The sequence below is a fragment of the Imperialibacter sp. genome (genome assembly GCF_040222385.1).
GTDB lineage: Bacteria > Bacteroidota > Bacteroidia > Cytophagales > Cyclobacteriaceae > Imperialibacter.
In genome coordinates, this window is sequence record NZ_JAVKDF010000035.1 from 420607 (window position 1) to 439136 (window position 18530).

Annotated in this window: 8 protein-coding genes and 1 tRNA gene; 7 read left to right on the forward strand and 2 right to left on the reverse strand. The window is 47.1% G+C overall.

Annotated elements, in window-relative coordinates; translation table 11 throughout:
- Nucleotides 1-61: 61 nt before the first annotated feature.
- The 4 genes from RIG68_RS17745 to RIG68_RS17760 are packed head-to-tail and all read left to right on the forward strand — an operon-like array spanning nucleotide 62 to nucleotide 5822.
- Nucleotides 62-2749, forward strand: a complete 2688-nt coding sequence (locus tag RIG68_RS17745; protein WP_350125210.1) for a D-alanine--D-alanine ligase family protein — start codon at nucleotides 62-64, stop codon at nucleotides 2747-2749.
- A 15-nt stretch (nucleotides 2750-2764) separates the two neighbouring features.
- Nucleotides 2765-3595 (forward strand): PASTA domain-containing protein, encoded by an 831-nt coding sequence (locus tag RIG68_RS17750; RefSeq protein ID WP_350086269.1) that lies wholly within the window; start codon nucleotides 2765-2767, stop codon nucleotides 3593-3595.
- Nucleotides 3595-5499 (forward strand): T9SS type A sorting domain-containing protein, encoded by a 1905-nt coding sequence (locus RIG68_RS17755; RefSeq protein ID WP_350125213.1) that lies wholly within the window; start codon nucleotides 3595-3597, stop codon nucleotides 5497-5499. Before RIG68_RS17750 ends, RIG68_RS17755 begins: the two co-directional genes overlap by 1 nt.
- 8 nt (nucleotides 5500-5507) lie before the next feature.
- The gene (locus RIG68_RS17760) at nucleotides 5508-5822 is read left to right on the forward strand and encodes a rhodanese-like domain-containing protein (RefSeq protein ID WP_350125216.1); all 315 of its coding nucleotides are present in this window, start codon (nucleotides 5508-5510) and stop codon (nucleotides 5820-5822) included.
- On the opposite strand, the gene RIG68_RS17765 is transcribed toward RIG68_RS17760, so the two are convergent.
- Together RIG68_RS17765 and RIG68_RS17770 are read right to left on the reverse strand one after the other, a co-directional pair.
- Nucleotides 5819-7042 (reverse strand): site-2 protease family protein, encoded by a 1224-nt coding sequence (locus tag RIG68_RS17765; RefSeq protein WP_350125219.1) that lies wholly within the window; start codon nucleotides 7040-7042, stop codon nucleotides 5819-5821. The genes RIG68_RS17760 and RIG68_RS17765 overlap by 4 nt on opposite strands.
- Nucleotides 7043-7045: 3 nt before the next feature.
- Complete coding sequence (locus RIG68_RS17770) at nucleotides 7046-7663, reverse strand: HAD family hydrolase (RefSeq protein ID WP_350125222.1); 618 nt, start codon at nucleotides 7661-7663, stop codon at nucleotides 7046-7048.
- Nucleotides 7664-7810: 147 nt separating this feature from the next.
- Here RIG68_RS17770 and RIG68_RS17775 point away from each other — a divergent pair.
- From RIG68_RS17775 to RIG68_RS17785, 3 genes are all read left to right on the forward strand, one after another.
- Nucleotides 7811-7884 (forward strand) — tRNA-Ile (locus RIG68_RS17775).
- Nucleotides 7885-7978: 94 nt separating this feature from the next.
- A complete protein-coding gene (locus tag RIG68_RS17780) occupies nucleotides 7979-8278 on the forward strand; it encodes a GIY-YIG nuclease family protein (RefSeq protein WP_350125225.1) in 300 nt (99 codons plus the stop codon).
- Nucleotides 8279-9101: 823 nt separating this feature from the next.
- Nucleotides 9102-18458 (forward strand): hypothetical protein, encoded by a 9357-nt coding sequence (locus RIG68_RS17785; RefSeq protein ID WP_350125228.1) that lies wholly within the window; start codon nucleotides 9102-9104, stop codon nucleotides 18456-18458.
- Nucleotides 18459-18530 lie beyond the last annotated feature (72 nt).

Here is an 18530-nt window from a genome sequence, read left to right on the forward strand (position 1 = left end):
TTTCGGTTGCGTAATTTTGTTTCAAGTCACCAGTGACCGCTGTAATTATTAAATTTAAAAGATGAGAGTAGGAATATTCTTTGGAGGACAATCCAGGGAAAGAGAAATATCCTTTGCGGGAGGACGTACCGTTTACGACAACCTCAATAAGTCATTGTTTGAGCCAGTGCTCTTTTTCATTGACAGCCTGGGGCAAATCATAGAGCTCGATTGGCAATATGTGTACAAAGGTACTATTCGGGACTTCTACCCTCCCGTGTCTCTGCTTCCACCAAGCCCTCATCATTTTCAGGTCTATATTGAGTCGCTGGCGGCAGAAGATCACAACCTTGCATTGAGCGCTGCCTCGCATGTTGGCCGCAAAGTTAGCCCCGAAGAATTGCCAACACTTATCGACTTTGCCTTTCTGGCACTTCATGGCCCTTTTGGAGAAGATGGTAACATCCAGGGGCTTTTAGAGTGGTACAATATTCCTTACTCCGGCTCAGGCATTTTGCCTTCGGCCATTGGAGTGAATAAGGTTGTCCAAAAAGACCTTTTAGAAAAGAACGACTTCTCTACGCCTGCTTACGAACTACTCAACAGAGATGCCTGGCTAAAAGAAGCCAATAAAAAAGCAGTCTTCGATTCTCTAAAATCGAAGCTGAAGCTTCCGCTGGTGATCAAAGCACCTAATCAGGGGTCGACCATTGGCGTGGCTATTATCGACAAGGACTCTATCGAGGACTTTGCGGACGGCATGAACAGGGCTTTTTTCATTGAGGAGATTGATTTGAGCTGGTGGGCTACACTTGCCAACGATGAGAAAAGAACGGAGCTGATAAAGCTTACAGACATCAGAGAGGGCATAGGGCTTCCGGTGATGATGGAGGGTGAATGGATAACCCACCCTGAAAAACTTTGGGTGAAACTCGACAAGCTTGCTTCCACAAGAAAAGATACTATTCAGCTTACCAGTCAGCACGCTGAGGAAACTGTGCTGGTGGAAGCTTTCATCAAAGGCCGGGAGTTTTCGTGCATAGTTATCGAGAATGAAAACGGTGCGCCGATGGCATTGCCCCCTACTGAGATCAGAAAAATCAAAGACCTTTTCGATTACCGATCGAAGTACTTGCCAGGCATTAGCCGGAAAATAACGCCGATTGAACTACCCGATGGTGACATTCAGAGAATTCGTGAACAGTGTGAAAAACTCTTCACCGCTCTGCATTGTCAGGTATACGCCCGCATAGATGGGTTTTACACCGAGGATGGAGGCATTTTCCTCAACGACCCGAATACGACGTCGGGCATGCTACCATCGTCGTTCTTCTTTCACCAGGCTGCTGAAATAGGGCTCAACCCGTCGCAGTTTCTTACTTACATCATTCGCACCTCCCTGGCTGCCAGAATAAAAACCGGCAAAATGATCCACCAGATGAAAGGGCTGCTCAAAAAACTGGATACTGAGATCCAGCTTTTGGCAGTTTCAGAGGTCAAAAAAATCAGTGTGGGTGTGATCATGGGTGGCTTCTCTTCTGAGAGGCATATTAGCGTGGAAAGTGGAAGGAATATTTTTGAAAAGCTGGCCTCCTCCACAAAATACCACCCGGTGCCGATTTTCCTCACTGGCAACGAAGAAAATCATGAGCTCTACCTACTTCCGGTGAATATCATGCTCAAAGACAACGCCGATGATATAAGAGAAAAGCTTCATGCGGCCGCATCCAAAAGTGAGCATCCGGTCATTGGACATATAAAAACTGAAGCTAGCGGAATCACCAACACCTATGCTCCCGGCACTATTTTGAAATACCGGCGAATCAATTACGAAGACTTATCAGGCTTGGTGGATGCAGTGTTTATCGCCTTGCATGGCAGGCCCGGCGAAGACGGTGCCGTGCAGGTGGAGTTGGAGAAGCTGGGCATTCCCTACAACGGATCGGGCGTAGACAGCAGCCGCATTACCATCAACAAATATGAAACCAACGAGTTACTGATGAAACATGGTATTTCCGTAGCCAATCACACGCTGGTTTACAAGGAGGAATACCTGGCGCATCCTGCCAAAACCATTGCCGAGCTTGAGAAGAACTTTACCTATCCGCTGATTGCCAAGCCGGCTGATGATGGCTGCAGTTCAGCTGTGAAGAAAATCAGAAACCAGGAGGAGCTTTGCGCTTTTGCCGAAATGATGTTTAGAGATACACCGGAGTTTCTGTCTGCTCAGCAGAAAGTGCTCAAGCTGAAGGACAACGAGGAGTTTCCTCAGAAGAGTTACTTTTTGCTTGAAGATTTGATAGACAGGAATGGTGCCGCACACTTTTTAGAAGTCACCGGTGGCATGCTCACCAGCATCAACGACAATGGCGACAGAGTATATGAGGTGTTCGAGCCTTCGGAAACCCTGGCCACTGGCGACGTGCTTTCACTCGAAGAAAAGTTTCTGGCCGGAGAGGGGCAGAACATCACCCCGGCGAGGTTTGGTAAAACACTTGAAGAAAATAAGCGGGTAAGTGAAAAGGTAAGAAAAGACCTGGAAAAAGTAGCTGAGATTTTAAACATTGAGGGCTATGCAAGAATCGATGCCTTTGTACGTATTTATGAGGATGGCAAGATAGAAACCGTTATTATTGAAATTAATTCATTACCTGGAATGACCCCTGCAACCTGTATTTTCCACCAATCGGCCATCAATGGCTACAAACCCTATGAGTTCATTGATGCGATCTTGACATACGGTATGCAGCGACAAAAACTTATAGCCTGACCTAAACAGTAGCAAATGACACTTTTTCAATTCAACTCATGGAAAGATGTGCTGATCCAGTTAGCCCTGATGGTGGCCATAGCCGTCGTGTTCCTGCTCGGGTTCTTTTACGTCTATCTGCCCAACACCACCAACCATGGCGAAACCATCACAGTGCCTGACCTGGAAGGGATTCCTTTGGATGAGCTGGATGAATTCCTGACTGACCGGAATTTGCGTTTTGAGATCAATAAAGACTCTGGCTTTTCGTCGCAATACCCGCCGTTGGCCGTACTCAAGCAGTTTCCACTGCCTAACTCGAAGGTAAAGGAAAATAGAAAGATATATATCTCATTGAATGCTAAAGAGCCACCCAAGGTAAGGATGCCTCAGCTGGTAGATGGCTCCGTAAAAAATGCGCAGGTGGTGCTCAAAAGCTACGACCTTCTGCTGGGAGAAATTACGTACGCATCGGACATGGCCTTAAACGCAGTACTCAAACAGCTCTACCAGGGCAAGCCTGTCAGCGAAGGAGCCTCGGTGCCAAAAGGAGCCAAAATTGATTTAATTGTGGGAGACGGCCTTGGCAACCAGGTGTTTAATGTCCCAACTTTAATTGGTCTTACATATGAAGACGCTGAATTTTCCGTTATTGGACAGGGCCTTAAGGTAGGTGATGTTCACTATGAAGAAGATGGCAAAGCGACGATAGAAGTAAAAAGTGCTGACGGCACAGTTTCCTACCAGGAACAGGCAATGCCACTGGGCACCGTTTTTAAACAATCACCTTCGGCTGACAAAAAGATCAAAATAGGCGACTACATAGACCTCTGGATAGTAGGCACGGAGCCAGAAAGATTCAATTAATGATAGAAAAAGGGCGATGGCTACAAAGCATTCTCTTCCTGGCAGCATTTGTGGCCGGAAGCCATAGCGCTATTGCCCAGCTTATCCAAAAACCAATCGCCTTCCCAACCAATAGCAAGTATTCGGCTTCCGGAAGAACGCTTGATGCCGATGACACCATTCAGCTCCCGTTTTGGGACGACTTTTCGAGCTACAGCGGCCAGCCAAGCAGCGAATGGTGGGTGAATAGTAAGGACGTTTGGGTAAATGCCACGCTGGGGTTGCACCCTCCTACTCTTGGAGTGGCATCATTTGACGGACTTAACAGCAGTGGCATTCCGCACAACCCCACTTCCAACTTCGTGGGGCCAGCAGACAGCCTCACCTCCAGGGCCATCGATTTGTCGGTTATTCCTGCGAACCTCCGCAGCACAGTTTACCTGAGCTTCTTCTGGCAAATAAAGGGCCTGGGAGAAATTCCCAACACAGAAGACTCACTGCGCCTCCAGTTTCTGAGCAGAGATAGTGTTTGGGTAACAAAGTGGATACTGAAAGGTGGCGAGGAAAACCTGAAGGAAGACTTTACGCAGCAGTTTATACCTATTTTGCAGCCTGAGTTTTACCACGAGGGCTTTCGTTTCAGGTTTCAGAGTTTCAACAAACAAACAGGGCCGTTTGATCATTGGCATATTGACTACATCTACCTCAACCAGAACCGAAGCCCGTCCAATAACACCTACTTCGACAGAGCCCTCTCTGCTGCCCCACTATCGCCATTGAAAGGTATTTACGCATTACCCCCAGGCCAGTTCCAGTCGGCCGCCGACAGGCTATCAGGCACGAGCTCATTTGAATTTTTCAACCTGGATGCTTTACTGCAGCCTGTGGAGTACAATATTCAGATTGTGGAAGCCAGCACCGGACAAATTGTTTCTTCTGTTGATGAAAATCAGGTAGTAGATCCAATACCCCAGGGGCTTGAAAGGCGAACAATCACAAGTTCGCCCGTCGACACTGATGCAATCAAAGCATTTTTACAAGAGAAGGACTCGGTCGTTCTAAATATGGATTTGTTTCTTAAAACGGGAGACAAATACCTCATAAGCAGGGTTGACCCCCTGACAGCCGACACCACCTATTTTGAAAATATCAACTATAGAAACAACGATACGACAAGTATTAGTCTTTCATTTTCAGACTACACCGCCTGGGACGATGGCACTGCAGAATATGCCGCTGGCATCAACCAAAGCCGGGGGCAGCTTGCCTATAAAGTAGCGGCATTGGCGCAAGACACGCTCACAGCGATTGATATTCACTTCCCCAGGATAGCACCGTTTGCCGATGGCCAGCCACTGGACATCATTGCATGGAAAACGCTCACCAATATCAATCCGACCTTGCTGGCACTGCAGCGGGTGAGTGTGGAGTTCACAGAGGAGCTTGACCAGTTTGTGCGCTATAAGTTTGAAATACCGGTTGTGGTAAGCGACACCTTCTACATTGGTTACCGGCAGTACACCGACAACTTTGTGGGCATAGGGCTGGATAAGAACAACAATACTGGCGACAGGATTTACTTCAACGTAGGCAACGGCTGGGTGCAAAACGACAGAACGGATGGGAGCCTGATGATCAGGCCAGTATTCGAGAATGTACCGTTCAGGTCGGTGACAGGCCTTAATGAAAAGCCCATCGAAGAATTAACCATTTACCCCAACCCGAGTGAGGGCATAGTATACTTCTCAGAAAAGCCGGAAGCTGTTTTCATAGCGGATGTTTCAGGAAAAGCTTTCCCTGTTCAATTGATGGAAGACCAACACCCGTGGTCAATCGATTTGACTCACTTACCAAAAGGTCTTTATTTTGTGCAGTACATTTTCCAAAACAGGAAAAGCACATTTAAACTGATACTGACCAACTGACCCAGCCAATGACAATCCTCCCCCAGGAGCTGAAGACCTTAATTGATTCCAAAGCCGACTTTTTACTGTTGGACGTACGAGAAGAATGGGAATACGAAGAATACCACATAGGCGGCCTCAACATCCCATTGAACAGCCTTCCTTTCAGGCTAAAAGAGATTGCTTCCTGGAAGAGCAAAATGATTGTGATCCATTGCAAAGCAGGCACCAGAGGTCGAACAGGTACAAAGTACCTGTTGAAGCATGGGTTTTTGGTTGTGAAAAACCTTGAGGGAGGAGTTCAGGCATTTATTGAAACCTTCCCAAAGGCTGTTCTCAACTAGGTCGTAAAAGGGTTGGGGCTCCAGCAAATCACAAAAATAATAAGGGCAATCCAGCCGAGCACCTTGCGGTTGAAGTCGAGAGGCTGGTCGTGAGGCACGGGTGGATGATAAATACCGATGAACCTGCCGAGAATGATCCCATAAAGCAGCCAGCCACTGTAACCCTCTACAGTTGGGAAGATGAATGAAACCACAAACTGAGCTGTGAAGATGCCTACAGCTACCATCCACCGGTTCAGATCATTTTCTGTCAGGCTTTGCATGATCCACTTCAGAAAATAGATATACACAGGAATGGCGAAGAGGTTAGGAACCGGCATCATGAAAAAAGTGGTTGTTGCAGTCCAGTCCATAAAAGGCGTAACTATCCCCAGTCCCGCATAGAAGATGAAGGCGATGTAGAGGCCGGCTGACACCAGCCTTGAATTTTTGAGCCCGAGCAGGCCGTAAACGATATGCCCTCCGTCGAGCTGGCCAATGGGCAGCAAGTTGAGTGCTGTGAAAAACAGCGCCAGGTAGCCAGCCAGTATCCATGGATAGTGAATGATCTCGTTAGGGTGAGGCAACAGCTCGGGCTGGGTGGTCACATGCTCCTTAAAGAAATCAAACAAGATGGTGTTACCCAGGCCAATAGATGCTGTAGAATCGTTGTATACATGACTAGGGTAGTCCAGGCCATACTGAGCGTACTCAGGGTGAATTTGAAAAATATCTTCCTGTGGCGGCAAATGCGTGAAGCCATACCAAAGCACAAATAGCGCCACAACGAAACCTGCCAGCGGCCCGGCAATGCCAATATCAAAGTATTGCTGCCTGGTTTTAATTTTACCTTTGATATTGATGAAAGCGCCCATGGTGCCAATACTGGGCGATTCTAGAAACCCAAGCCAAAGCGGCAGGTAGTAAGGCAGGGTAACTTTGATTTTATAGTATTTGGCGGTGAGATAATGCCCAAACTCATGAAAGGTAAGAATGGTGAGAAAAGGAATGGAAAACTCCATGCCAGCCACGAAATCAGCCCAGGTGTATCCTTCGCTGAATAGCAGGAACTTGTTTCTACTCCACTCAGCACCAGCAAGGGTGGTGCAAATAAACGTGGCAATAAAAAGACCGATATGAATAAAAAGCCGTTTCTGCTCCTTCTTTTTCTCTGCTATTTCCAGCTCTTTAATTTGCTCCTGAAGTGACCGCTCCGGGCTGCTTCCCTCTATTTCTTCCATGCACTAAAACAGTTCTAACCAGCTATCGGGCGAAGGTACTAGAAACGTTTGTATTTTAAGCTTCTCAGCCCCTTTAAGGTTCTCTGGCTTATCATCCAGAAAGAGCACCTCCCTGGGGTTCAAATTATTTTCTTCTAACACTGTCTGGTAGATTTCCGTTTCCGGCTTTCGCATTTTCATCACGTGCGAAAAGTAAACTTTGTTAAAAAAATGGTCGAGTGTTGACTTGCCGGACGAATCTTTTAGAATTTGGTTAAAAGCCCGTTCGTGAATACCATTGGTGTTGCTTAGCACAAAGGTCTGGTACGTGCCAGCAAGCTCCACAACCTTATTGATTCTGTGCATCGGAATGTCACCCAGCATAGCATTCCAGGCATTGTCAAGCACCTTGTCGGCTACATCCACTCCACAGAGCTCCCGCAATCCGTCTCGGAACTCTACGTCATTAAGAAGGCCCTGCTCGTAATCAAGAAAGAGTCGGCTTTCATGTATCCCCTTCGCCCATTCACTCATTGGCGTGCCGGAAAGTTCTTCAAAAGCTTTGAATGTGGCTGGGATGTCGAGGTCGATGATGACACCACCGAGATCAAATACGAGATGCTTAATTCCTGAAAGATTCACTGGATTCCTGTTTGTGTAATTAAAAGCAAATATCTAATATTGCAGTCCTTTTTTAGAGGAAGAGGTTGCAAAGTTAGTGGTTATTCGTTGATTGTTTGTCGAAAGCACAACCGATAGCCTTTTAACTCCAGACATATCACCTTTAAAGGGCCTATAGCTCAGTTGGTTAGAGCACCTGACTCATAATCAGGTGGTCCCTGGTTCGAGCCCAGGTGGGCCCACTGAAACACCTAAGCATCTCTCATTTTTTGGGAGGTGCTTTTTTTTTGGGGAATAAGGTATGTCATTTGAATCGTGTTTTCGAAATTGATAACAATGAAAACCACAGTGTATATTCTCTACAGCGAATCACTTGATCGATTTTACACAGGAATTACAAGCCTTGCAACACATGAAAGGTTACAGAACCACATAGAGAAAAAGTATACAGGAAACAAGTACACTAAGAAAGCCGATGATTGGGTATTGTACTTCCAACTTGACTGTTCTGATACGTCTCAGGCCCGAAAAATTGAACTTCATATAAAGAAAATGAAGTCGGCTACCTATATCAGAAACCTAAAAATATACCCCGAAATAAGCGAAAAGCTACTAATACGATATAGGAGCATCTGACCAGAAAGTCTTTGGATTTTTCGATGCGGGTGGTCCCTGGTTCGTCCCGATAGCTATCGGGACAGGTGGGCCCACTGAAACACCTAGGCATCTCTCAGTTTTTTTGAGAGGTGCTTTTTTGTTGGCGCCAACAAATTGACTTGTTTTTGGGCTGTTTTAGGGTCTGGTGTCAGTTAAAAAAAAATTAAAGTATTCATCAAACCCTCGCATTGTGATAACAGGCTGTGCCTGTAACACTCGCCTCAGTGTCGCTAATAAACTACGCCTTTCATAGCCCAGCCAACAAATTCAGGCTGTCCCTATCCCGCCGAGTTTATGAATAGCCTCCCCGGCCACAACCTTTGTTAGGCACAAATAAACAGGTGCAAATAACTCGATGACGCAGGCACGAGCCTCCCTTAAAACAGGTAGAAATAATCCCATTTCTACGCAACCAATATAGCATTAAGCAACCGATGTAATATTCCCATGGTTTTTTTTGTAAAAAATCAGGATAATATTTCACTCATCGGCTGAGCTGTCGGGCTTAGAACTAGTTCAGTGCTTCGAAATTCACTACTTATGTTTAATTTATAACAATCCCGCCCCAGCTCACTGAACTTCCACATCTTAGCGTCGCCAAAAATCAAGACTTACTTTTTCTATGATCAAAGCCCAATGCCATGTACTTTTTTGAAGAAAATTCGACGAATACCGACTATTCTTCTACCAACGACTCTTTCATCATATTAGAATTGTCTAATTTTGAATGTACTATTATCAACTTACTCTCTTAATCCATTTTTGATACCTTTTCCTATTTAAGTAAGTCATTCTAGCCTCTATGAGAAATGTTTTTGTTGCTGCCACCTTCCTTTCATTGTTTGGCGCATTTTCCAATACCTACGCCCAAACCGGCCCGGCGGGCATCGGTAGTGGCGATGGCTCAGTTGCTCCACGAAATGTATTATGGTTAAAAGCAGACGCAGGCGTTACCCAGTCGAGCGGTAAAGTAAGCGCATGGGCTGACCAGTCTGGCAACGGCCTCAATGCTGCCCAGGCGAATGGCACATGGCAACCAACCTATACTGCAAGCAATGCCAACCTGAACAATAGGCCATCCATTAACTTCGGGCCAACGGGCACCACCAACTATAATTTGGCGGTAAATGACAATTCACTGCTGGATTGGTCGTCGGCTATGAGCTTCTTTTTAGTAATAAGAACTGAAAGCAGCGGCGTCCAGGGAATTTTAAACAAAAGAACTGGCGTTGGAGCCAATCAGTCTTACCGGCTATTTAGAAACTCCGGCAGCATCAGTGCCGATATCAGCGACGGAGGTACTGCCAATGTAAGTGTCACTGATAACACCAATTATGTTATCTCAACCACTTACGACCATACGCTTTCAGGAAATAAATTCTTCCTCAACAGAAACTCTGTAACAAGCAGTGGTGCCAATGTAACTACTCCTTTGCCCGACAATGCATCCCCATTATATATCGGAAATTTCAACCTTAGCGACAACCGAAGCTTTCCAGGTGATATTGCTGAAGTCATCATCTACAATGGGGCAGTAAGTGCCCCACAAAGGGTCATCGTCGAAAACATGCTTGGTCACAAATATGGGATCAACCTGACCACAAACGATATTTTTGGCAATCTGGGCACCTACAATACGTCTTACTTCACCCAATACAGAGGACTGGGAACAGTAGACGGCACAGTTAAGGTGACTTCCGCCACCTCCGACGCATTGCAGATTAGAGAAGTAAACAGTTCGCTGGACGCCGGAGAGTTTGTTGCTTTTGCGCACGACGGCACCGCACATGCCGACGGGCTTGCTACCCAAATTGGGGCTGGGGTTACTTCACGCTGGGCCAGAAGTTGGTACACAGAGGTAAGCCAGTCTGGCGTAGTCAATGGAGGCGGTGTTAATGCGGAGTTACTTTTCGACTTTAGCGATGCCGGGCTCACCTATTCAGGCAATCTCAACGAATATGTTCTGCTTTACAGAAGCGACGTTTCCGCCAATTTCACGAGCATATATGTAGACAAGTACTCCCTTGAAAGTGGGGATAAAGTGGCCGTTTCTATTCCGGCCTCAAGGTTTAAATCGGGGTATTATACACTAGGGAAAGGAACTCAGCTCACATCTAAAACATGGTATGTGTTTCAGGACGGCGACTGGTCGAATTCAGCTACCTGGACATTAGACGCTTCAACTGCACCTATCGTTAAAAACCCTGGCAACGACATACCCGGTGCCGAAGACGACGTAATTATCAGATCGGGTAGAACTGTGATCGTTCAGCCTGCCACAAATAACATAACCGTGAATTCGATGGAGGTGCGTGGCAACCTGTATCTTACAACTTCTACCGGCCACAACTTCAAAACGATAAACGGCAACGGTCAGATCAGGCTTCAGGGAAACGGCGGCACCGCCAACTTTCCAGCAGGTATCACATCAGGAAATATCGGCTTTTCTGACCCCGACAACGGCGGAACTTTAATAGTGGCAGGTGCCGGAGATATGACGCTTGCTGTTTCCAGTACCTTCAAGAACCTTCGGATCGACAAAACAGCGGCCGCTGACAAAGTCATTCTCGCTTCCAACTACAGCCTTTACGGAACCCTCACCATTAGAAACGGAAAGTTTCAGTTTGGCGACGGAACTACCACAGGCAGAAGCCTCACCGTTGGCGGCGATGTAATTGTGGAAGACAACGGCAGCACCAGGGTCGGAAGTATAGTTACTGCCAATGCCAACGCTGTGCACTCCTTCACCATTTCAGGCAACTTCACCAACGGAGGTCAGGCATATTTCACCAACCGGACAGACTTTGCTTCCGTGGCAGCCAGATACAGCCCATCGACAGCTTACTACACTACGGACGATGTAACAGGCAGGGTCAACACCTTTTTTAATAGCGCCACCAAAGATCAGACCGTCGACTGCAACAACCTGACCTATTTCTCAAGAATTGTTATCGACAAAGGAACAGACGAAACCTTCACACTTTCCATTCAGGCACCAGACAGTGCCTATTTCCGATTGCTGGGAAGAGCCAACTACGATGTCAACTCGGATATAACTGCGGCAACGTCCAACCTGAACGCCTTCGCTCTTATCAAAGGAACCGTAAAATTGGGAGTTAACGTGGCAGTGCCTGTAATTAACACTACCGGAAATTATTCGATCCCGAGTACTACGAAGCTTCAGATTGATGGAGGTTTTGTCGCCAAAACGGGTGGAACTGCCATAGTGCCGTATGGTACGGTTGAAGTCACATCAGGAAAGCTAACAGCTTCTGTTGGAAGCGGCTTAACTCTGAGAGACGCCGGAAAGTTAAAAGTCGATGGTGGTACGGTTTATATGGCAGCGTTCAGAACATCGGTAAATGGTCTTTCTGCCCAGGGAACCTACGAGCAAAATGGCGGCACCGTCACCATCAATGGAGGCGGTTCAGTCAATGCCGACTACGCCTTGTTCTCCCTTACCTACACGGGGAACGTATTTGTAATGACCGGTGGCGATTTGATTGTTAATGGCAGAAACAATTTAGGCACATCCAGCCTTAGAGGGAATATATTCATCAATTGTGATCCCGGTAATCAAGTGGTGACTGGCGGCACGGTCACTTTCCAATCAAGCACAGCAACCGAATACAGGGTCACGTCAAGAGCTCCTTTCTTCAATGTAAAAATGAGAGCTACAGCAGCTTCAGTAGGCAATATTGTACTCACCGGCACTACATCAGGTACCGGAGGAGGCTTAGATGAACCATCCGTCGCTGCGCAGCCTCTGGTGGCGCTTAACGACCTTGTTATCCATGGATACAACGACACCTATCACAACAACCCGCTGGGAAACTATCCGGTTGTATTTGCGCCTATCACATCTGCCATCAATAATAATGATGTCTATGTTGGTGGCTCCTTCTATGCTGGAAGAAACTCCACTTACCAAGCCGTGTTTGGGGGCGTTGCTCCTTATGATGACATTGCTGATCTACCAACAGATTTTAATACTACCTATTTCAATCAAACCATTGGCACCTCAGCTATTGACACGGTTTACTATGGAGTAAATGCCGGAGTAGGGCAGCTTGAAGCAGGTAGCGTCGTGCTCAACAGGACCAGCAGCAATGAACTCAGGCTGGTAGCCAGAAGCGGAAATTCCGGGAGTATCCGACTGGATGTCAACGGTAACATTTCCGTACTGTCTGGCACCATGGATCAAAACGCATATTCGCTAAGAATTTGGGGCAGCATCACAAACAATGATCGCCTGGGAACTTACTTCAGCACGGGACCCTACCCCACTGCTACAGGTACGCCCGATGTGGCACAAATCCGCTTCAGAGAAGACCCCCCGGTTACCATCACTACCACGGATGATGCAATCTTTGGAAACATTAGATTCAATGTAGGGGCGGCTACTACTATTGAATTGAATAGTGATGTTCTCCTGGAAAGAGTAGAATACCTCAACGGCAGGATCTATGTAAAAAACCACACCCTGACCATTGATGAGATATGGAACATCAACAATGGCGGCGGAAACTTTTTCAATAGTGACGTGGCCAACACAAGCGTCATTAGAGTTAACAACGAAGGCATCACAGGAAATATCCTCGTATTTACCGACGGAAACCCCAGCGACGGAGGGCTCAAACTCAAGGTAAAAGGCAACACAGTAACGGAGGATGTGACGTCGAGACTCAACAACACGGCCCCCATCACTTTTCCGGTTGGATTTACGCTTGATGGTGGCACTACTTTCTACTCGAGACCAGCTCAAATGAAGGTGAAAGACTTTTCCGACGATGGCTATGTCCAGATTAACGTAGTCTCAGGCGAACTGCAATTAACAGACCTTGCTGGCGGACAAATGCTTCAGCACTACTGGCGAGTGAGGCACTCTGATTTTACAACGGTGCCAAACGTAGCATTTCGTTTTTATTACAGGGCATCAAACAGCGTAATTGCTGGTGTCGACAGGCCTAGCTTAGAACCGGCAGGTCTGGAGGAAAACTATGTGCCTGGCTATGTTCTTGATGAAACTCCGTTTACACGGGCCTACGAGTCTAACCCTGTAAGTGACCTGACAGACATCGTTACATCCGTCTACCAAAACACAAACCAAAACAATGCTACCCGGTACATCACTTTTAATGGAACAAGCACTGGAGGAGAGTTTTCTCAAGCTGGTTTCGTAGGATTCCCTCTGGCGAACGCCAATTTTACAACAGGCCAGGCAGCAAGGTTTGTCAATGCTCCATTGATCTATTACACGAAAGGTCGTGACCTTACGGGCACGCAGCCTAGATGGGAAACTGCTAATACCTGGACACGTTCGGACCAGCCTGGTTTCAATAGTGCCAACCCTCATTTAAGCACAAACCCGGACTCTCCTGACACCCCGGGGCCGGGAGACATTGCCGTTATTGGATTCTTTCCTTATGACGATCCAAAAACTACCTATAGGGGATATCCTCACTCTTCACGTATTGAGACGGGCAACCTGGAGGCTGCCAGGCTGATATTCCGTCAAATGACAGACGCCTCTGGCAATGCTCCGGTGGCTCGAAAATACCTGGCGGAACTTGGGGGTGTTAACATCTTTCAATTCAGACCAACTTTGACATGGAGCTCAGATGGCATCATTGATGCAAAAACAATTGAAGGAGAGGGTACCATCCGTGTCAGAGGATTTGGGGTTAACAATAGAAAAGACCCAAGCTTTGCCAATGCTGATATGGGGGATTTTGCCGCACAAGACTCATCTTACCTTCTGTACGAAGGATATGAAACGTACACCATCAGCAATATTCCTGACGAGCTACCTAATTTAATGATCAGCACAGACGGCTGGGGCGTAAATGATAGAGAGCTTACTATTGCTAAGGATTTTACAACCAACCAGAACCTTGAAATTCAAGGAAATTCTAATTTAATCCTGGGAAATGGAGCTGGAGGAAATGCAACGGTGAACGGCGATCTTTTCTTTACCCCTTTGACCTCCAATGTTGGTGGCGGTGAATTAAGACTACAGAATAGTGGCACCGCCCGCACCATAACAGTTGCAGGAAATATACACATTGGAAACACCTCGGGCGCAGCAGCCTCTGGAGGTAGTGTCATCAGGGCCCAAAGCGGCGGTGCCGTCAATCATGAACTATATGTTGGAGGAGACATTGTTGTCAATACCACAGGAACTAACAGCACGGTGACGCCCAACGGAAATGGCCTTATTTTCGGCGGTAATGCAGAGTCAAATATCCGTTTGACGCTTAATGGAGGTGAAACGAAACAATTTAAGAATATCAGTGGCAACACTCCTCAGCTCTACCGAGTAGCCATCAACAAACTGCAAGACCCAACCGCAACCTTCTCATTCAATAATAACTTCACACTTAGCGGTCTCACCAACACGGCAGACAAGGCCATCGAAATCGTCAATGGCACTCTGGTACTTAACGATCCGTCAATCGACATAACACTTTCAAGCGGTGGTGGCAACTTTCTTCTGCCAAATTCGCTCAATACTGAGGCAACCTCCGGGTCTGGTGGCTTAGCAATCCAGCAAGGTGTTGCCAGGGTCAGTGGTGCCAACACCGGAATAATCCTTGACGGACCACTCGTGATCAGTGGTGGCTCGCTAAACATGGATGGCGGTGTTGGGGTCAACAACTTTATAGAGTATTCGGCTTCTGGAAATGCTTCCATTGAGCTTTCTGCAGGCACTCTGACTGTGGGTTCTCAGGTACGAAGAAGTACCGCTTCAACTTCAGGCATTCTCAAATACACGCAAACAGGAGGCGTTGCCGTATTTGGCAAAAACGCTGTACCCACAACTATCAGAGGGGTATTTGAAGTGATCAACCCCGGAAGTGAATTCCATCTTGATATCGATGGAGGTGCCGGCGAGTCATTTACCGTCGTTCGTCACCTCAACTCAACATCAGTACCAACTGTTCGACTTTCTCCGGCTACAAGCAGTATAACCGATGGATCAACAATTACCCTCGGAAATGCAGATACGCCAGCCTCTCAAACGAACTTTGGCATCTATTCTAGCATCACCCTGGAAACATTGCGAATTGGATCCGCCAATGTGACTGCTAAAATATACACAGCGCCTCTAACGGTAGACAACCTGTCGATTACCACCGGGAGCAGTTTCAATGCCAATGGTCTTGATTTAACTGTAAACGAGAGTGTTGTTAACGATGGCACGTTTGTTTCTGGAGGCACCATTGCCAACAACCAAACCACCTTTTTCCCAACATCTGCCACAGGAACTATTTCAGGCTCGGGGACTACTACCTTTTGGAACCTTGAAAAGTCGGGGTCTGGCTCGCTTGTGCTTGCCAAGTCAGTCACAGTTGCCAACAATGCCTCAATTTTGGCGGGCACACTGAACACAGCTACCTATGCCTTCAATATCAAAAAGGACCTGCTGCACGACGCAACACACATAAGCGCAGCGGCCGGCCCGGGCATCATTTTTAATGGTACTGAGAAACAAAACCTTGGCAGGTCTTCCTCCGGACTAAGCTATTTTGGAGTTGTGAACCTCAATAATACGGCAGGGCTTATCATAACTGACACTGACGAAAACTTTCAGGTAGACCAAAAGCTTGTTCTTACTACAGGGGTACTTGATATTGGAGGTAACCTTCTTGTCATTCCTGAAACGTCAACCATCGAAAGTGGAACGGGTGGAAAAGCCTATACAGACTTCAATGTGAACAGGATGATTCAAACCAATAGCTCTATTAAAGACTTTGGTCTGAGGAAGATTTTCCCAGCGATTACGGCAGGCAGCTCCACCTTCACCTTCCCAGTTGGCCTCACATCGTATACACCGGCTGTGATAAATGTGAACGATATTTCTGCCAGCTACATCACGTTAAGGCCAGTAGCAGATTTGCCGCCAATTGCCGAAGATGCAGAAACGGCTGGAGCCTGTACAGATCCTGAAATAGTCGACTCCAATAATGTGTTACAGTACTATTGGATCATCAAATCAAGCGGAGTCACTGGCCTCAATGGCACTCTGGAAATGTACTACGATGCAGCCGACTTTGCAGTAACAGCTCCCTACACGGTTGCCAACTATGGGCCTGCAAGGCTTTACAATCTGGGATCATTCTGGGACAAGGTATTTACCGAGTCTGAATTTGACGAAAACAATTTGAGGATAGCCTATCCGCTCAATTCAAACACTGATGGCACCCTTGAAGGGATATATACGGCTGGTGTGACCTTGCAGAACAATGGTTCCTCATTGCTCTGCGGAGCAGCCATACCTGACATGGTTCCCACGTTTACAACTTACGAACTGGCGTCGTCCGGCAACTATTATAGCGACGCCTCCTACCAGGAAGGGACTTCCCCCGCCCCTGGTTCTTCTTCAGATATTGTCGTCAAGTCTGGCTACACCCTGGTTTTAAATTCTAATAATATCAGGATCAGGAAAACGACAATAGAAGCGGGTGCAACACTGGAAATTGCCTCCGGGTTTTCCAACCACAACCTCGGCTTTGTAACTGGTGCTGGCAACCTGAAGCTTACCTCCGACGGAACCTCCGTGGCGTTCCCAACCGGCGACTACGAAGTATTCTTCCCAGATGCCAACTGCAGCGGTGGTGGTGGCCTTGAGTTTGCTGGCAACGGTTCTTATGCCGTACTCAATGATATACCAAACGTCAGAAGACTGATTTTCTCTGGCGCCGGTGACAGAACTGTACCTAACAATAATACACTGAAAGTCTGCGAAGACCTGGAGATTTTAGGAACAGTGAATGTAGTAGTCCCCGATGGCAATAATTCGACATCAGTGTATGGAAACATATACAAGTCCGACGTTTCAAGCTTCGACAATGGTGGTGGTGCAAGCAAAGTAGTTATGAGAGGCCCTGCTGCCCAAAGTGTGTCAGGCAATTTCACTGGAACCAACGCATTCAACAACCTCGAAATAAATAACGCAAATGGAGTCACTATTGTAAACAACACAGACGCCGCCAGGGGAATTAGTGCCAATACCGATGTTGACGTTGATGGGCAGCTTACCTTCACAAATGGACTCATCACTACCAATACTGACAATACGTTGAGATTAACACTCAATGGAACCTTGTTTGGGTTTAGCTCAGCCAGGTATGTGAACGGGCCGTTTGTGAGAGTGTTACCACCAAATGTTTCGTCTTACACCTTTCCGGTTGGCAAGGGATCGAGAAGTGGCCAAATGGAAATCAAAGCGCCGACAGGCTACGTGGGCACAAAGGACTGGATAGTCGAATACTACAGCGGAGGTGCTTCCGCCATAGGGCCTGTCACAGCAGTAGACCCTGCCGACGGTATTGTGAAAGTGAGTGATAATGAATACTGGATGATTAGCGTGCCGTCGCCGGCCAGTTCAAGTGTAAAGCTGAGCTGGAACAGCGGCTCCGACGTGCAAAGCACCATTAGCAATCTTCGAATGGCGTTTTGGTCGGGAACCCTTTGGGACATGATCACCACCACAAGTGCCCCTAGTGGTTCGCCGACGGCTGGGTCAATGACGGCCGGCCCCCTCAGCTATAGCACAAAATTTGTGACATTTGGAACGACCGACGAAGACACAACCCCGCTCCCTGTCGAGTTCTTAAGTTTTAGCGCTACTGAGCTAAATGGCGTTGCGATACTTGACTGGGCCACGGGCTCAGAAACCAACAACGATTTGTTCGAAATCGAGCGCTCTGAGGATGGCATGGTCTATCAAAAAATTGGCGAAGTAAACGGCGCTGGTACCACGACCGACAGGCAGGACTATGCGTTCACTGACTTTCAGCCATTCTGGGGAACGTCCTACTATAGAATCAGGCAAATTGACTTTGATGGCCAGTATGATTACAGCAAGGTTGCTGCTATCAGGATTCAGAAAGAAGCTCCTTCCATCAATGCATACCCCAACCCAATCCAGTCTGATATTAATATCGCTGCCAGGGGTCTTGAGAAAAACTCGCCGGTACTCTATTATATGACCGACCTCAATGGAGCTTTGATCTTGCGAGGTGAGGGGTTAGCCGACAGACGTGGTGACTTTTTCAGCGCTATAATTCTGCCGGGAAATCTTAGCGCAGGAATTTACGTTTTAGTACTCGAATCGAAAAATCAAACACAAAGGTTCAAGTTGCTCAAAAAGTAGACTTTATATAGTAATAATCAGTTCTTTTTGGGGCTGCTTTCCGAATTTGAAAGAATCGGAAGGCAGCCCTTT

Excerpts from the sequence above, each read along its gene's own strand:
- RIG68_RS17745 (WP_350125210.1), top strand. The coding sequence starts at position 62 with ATGAGAGTAGGAATATTCTTTGGAGGACAATCCAGGGAAAGAGAAATA.
- RIG68_RS17755 (WP_350125213.1), top strand. The coding sequence starts at position 3,595 with ATGATAGAAAAAGGGCGATGGCTACAAAGCATTCTCTTCCTGGCAGCA.
- RIG68_RS17780 (WP_350125225.1), top strand. The coding sequence starts at position 7,979 with ATGAAAACCACAGTGTATATTCTCTACAGCGAATCACTTGATCGATTT.
- RIG68_RS17760 (WP_350125216.1), top strand. The coding sequence starts at position 5,508 with ATGACAATCCTCCCCCAGGAGCTGAAGACCTTAATTGATTCCAAAGCC.
- RIG68_RS17750 (WP_350086269.1), top strand. The coding sequence starts at position 2,765 with ATGACACTTTTTCAATTCAACTCATGGAAAGATGTGCTGATCCAGTTA.
- RIG68_RS17765 (WP_350125219.1), bottom strand. The coding sequence starts at position 7,042 with ATGGAAGAAATAGAGGGAAGCAGCCCGGAGCGGTCACTTCAGGAGCAA.
- RIG68_RS17785 (WP_350125228.1), top strand. The coding sequence starts at position 9,102 with ATGAGAAATGTTTTTGTTGCTGCCACCTTCCTTTCATTGTTTGGCGCA.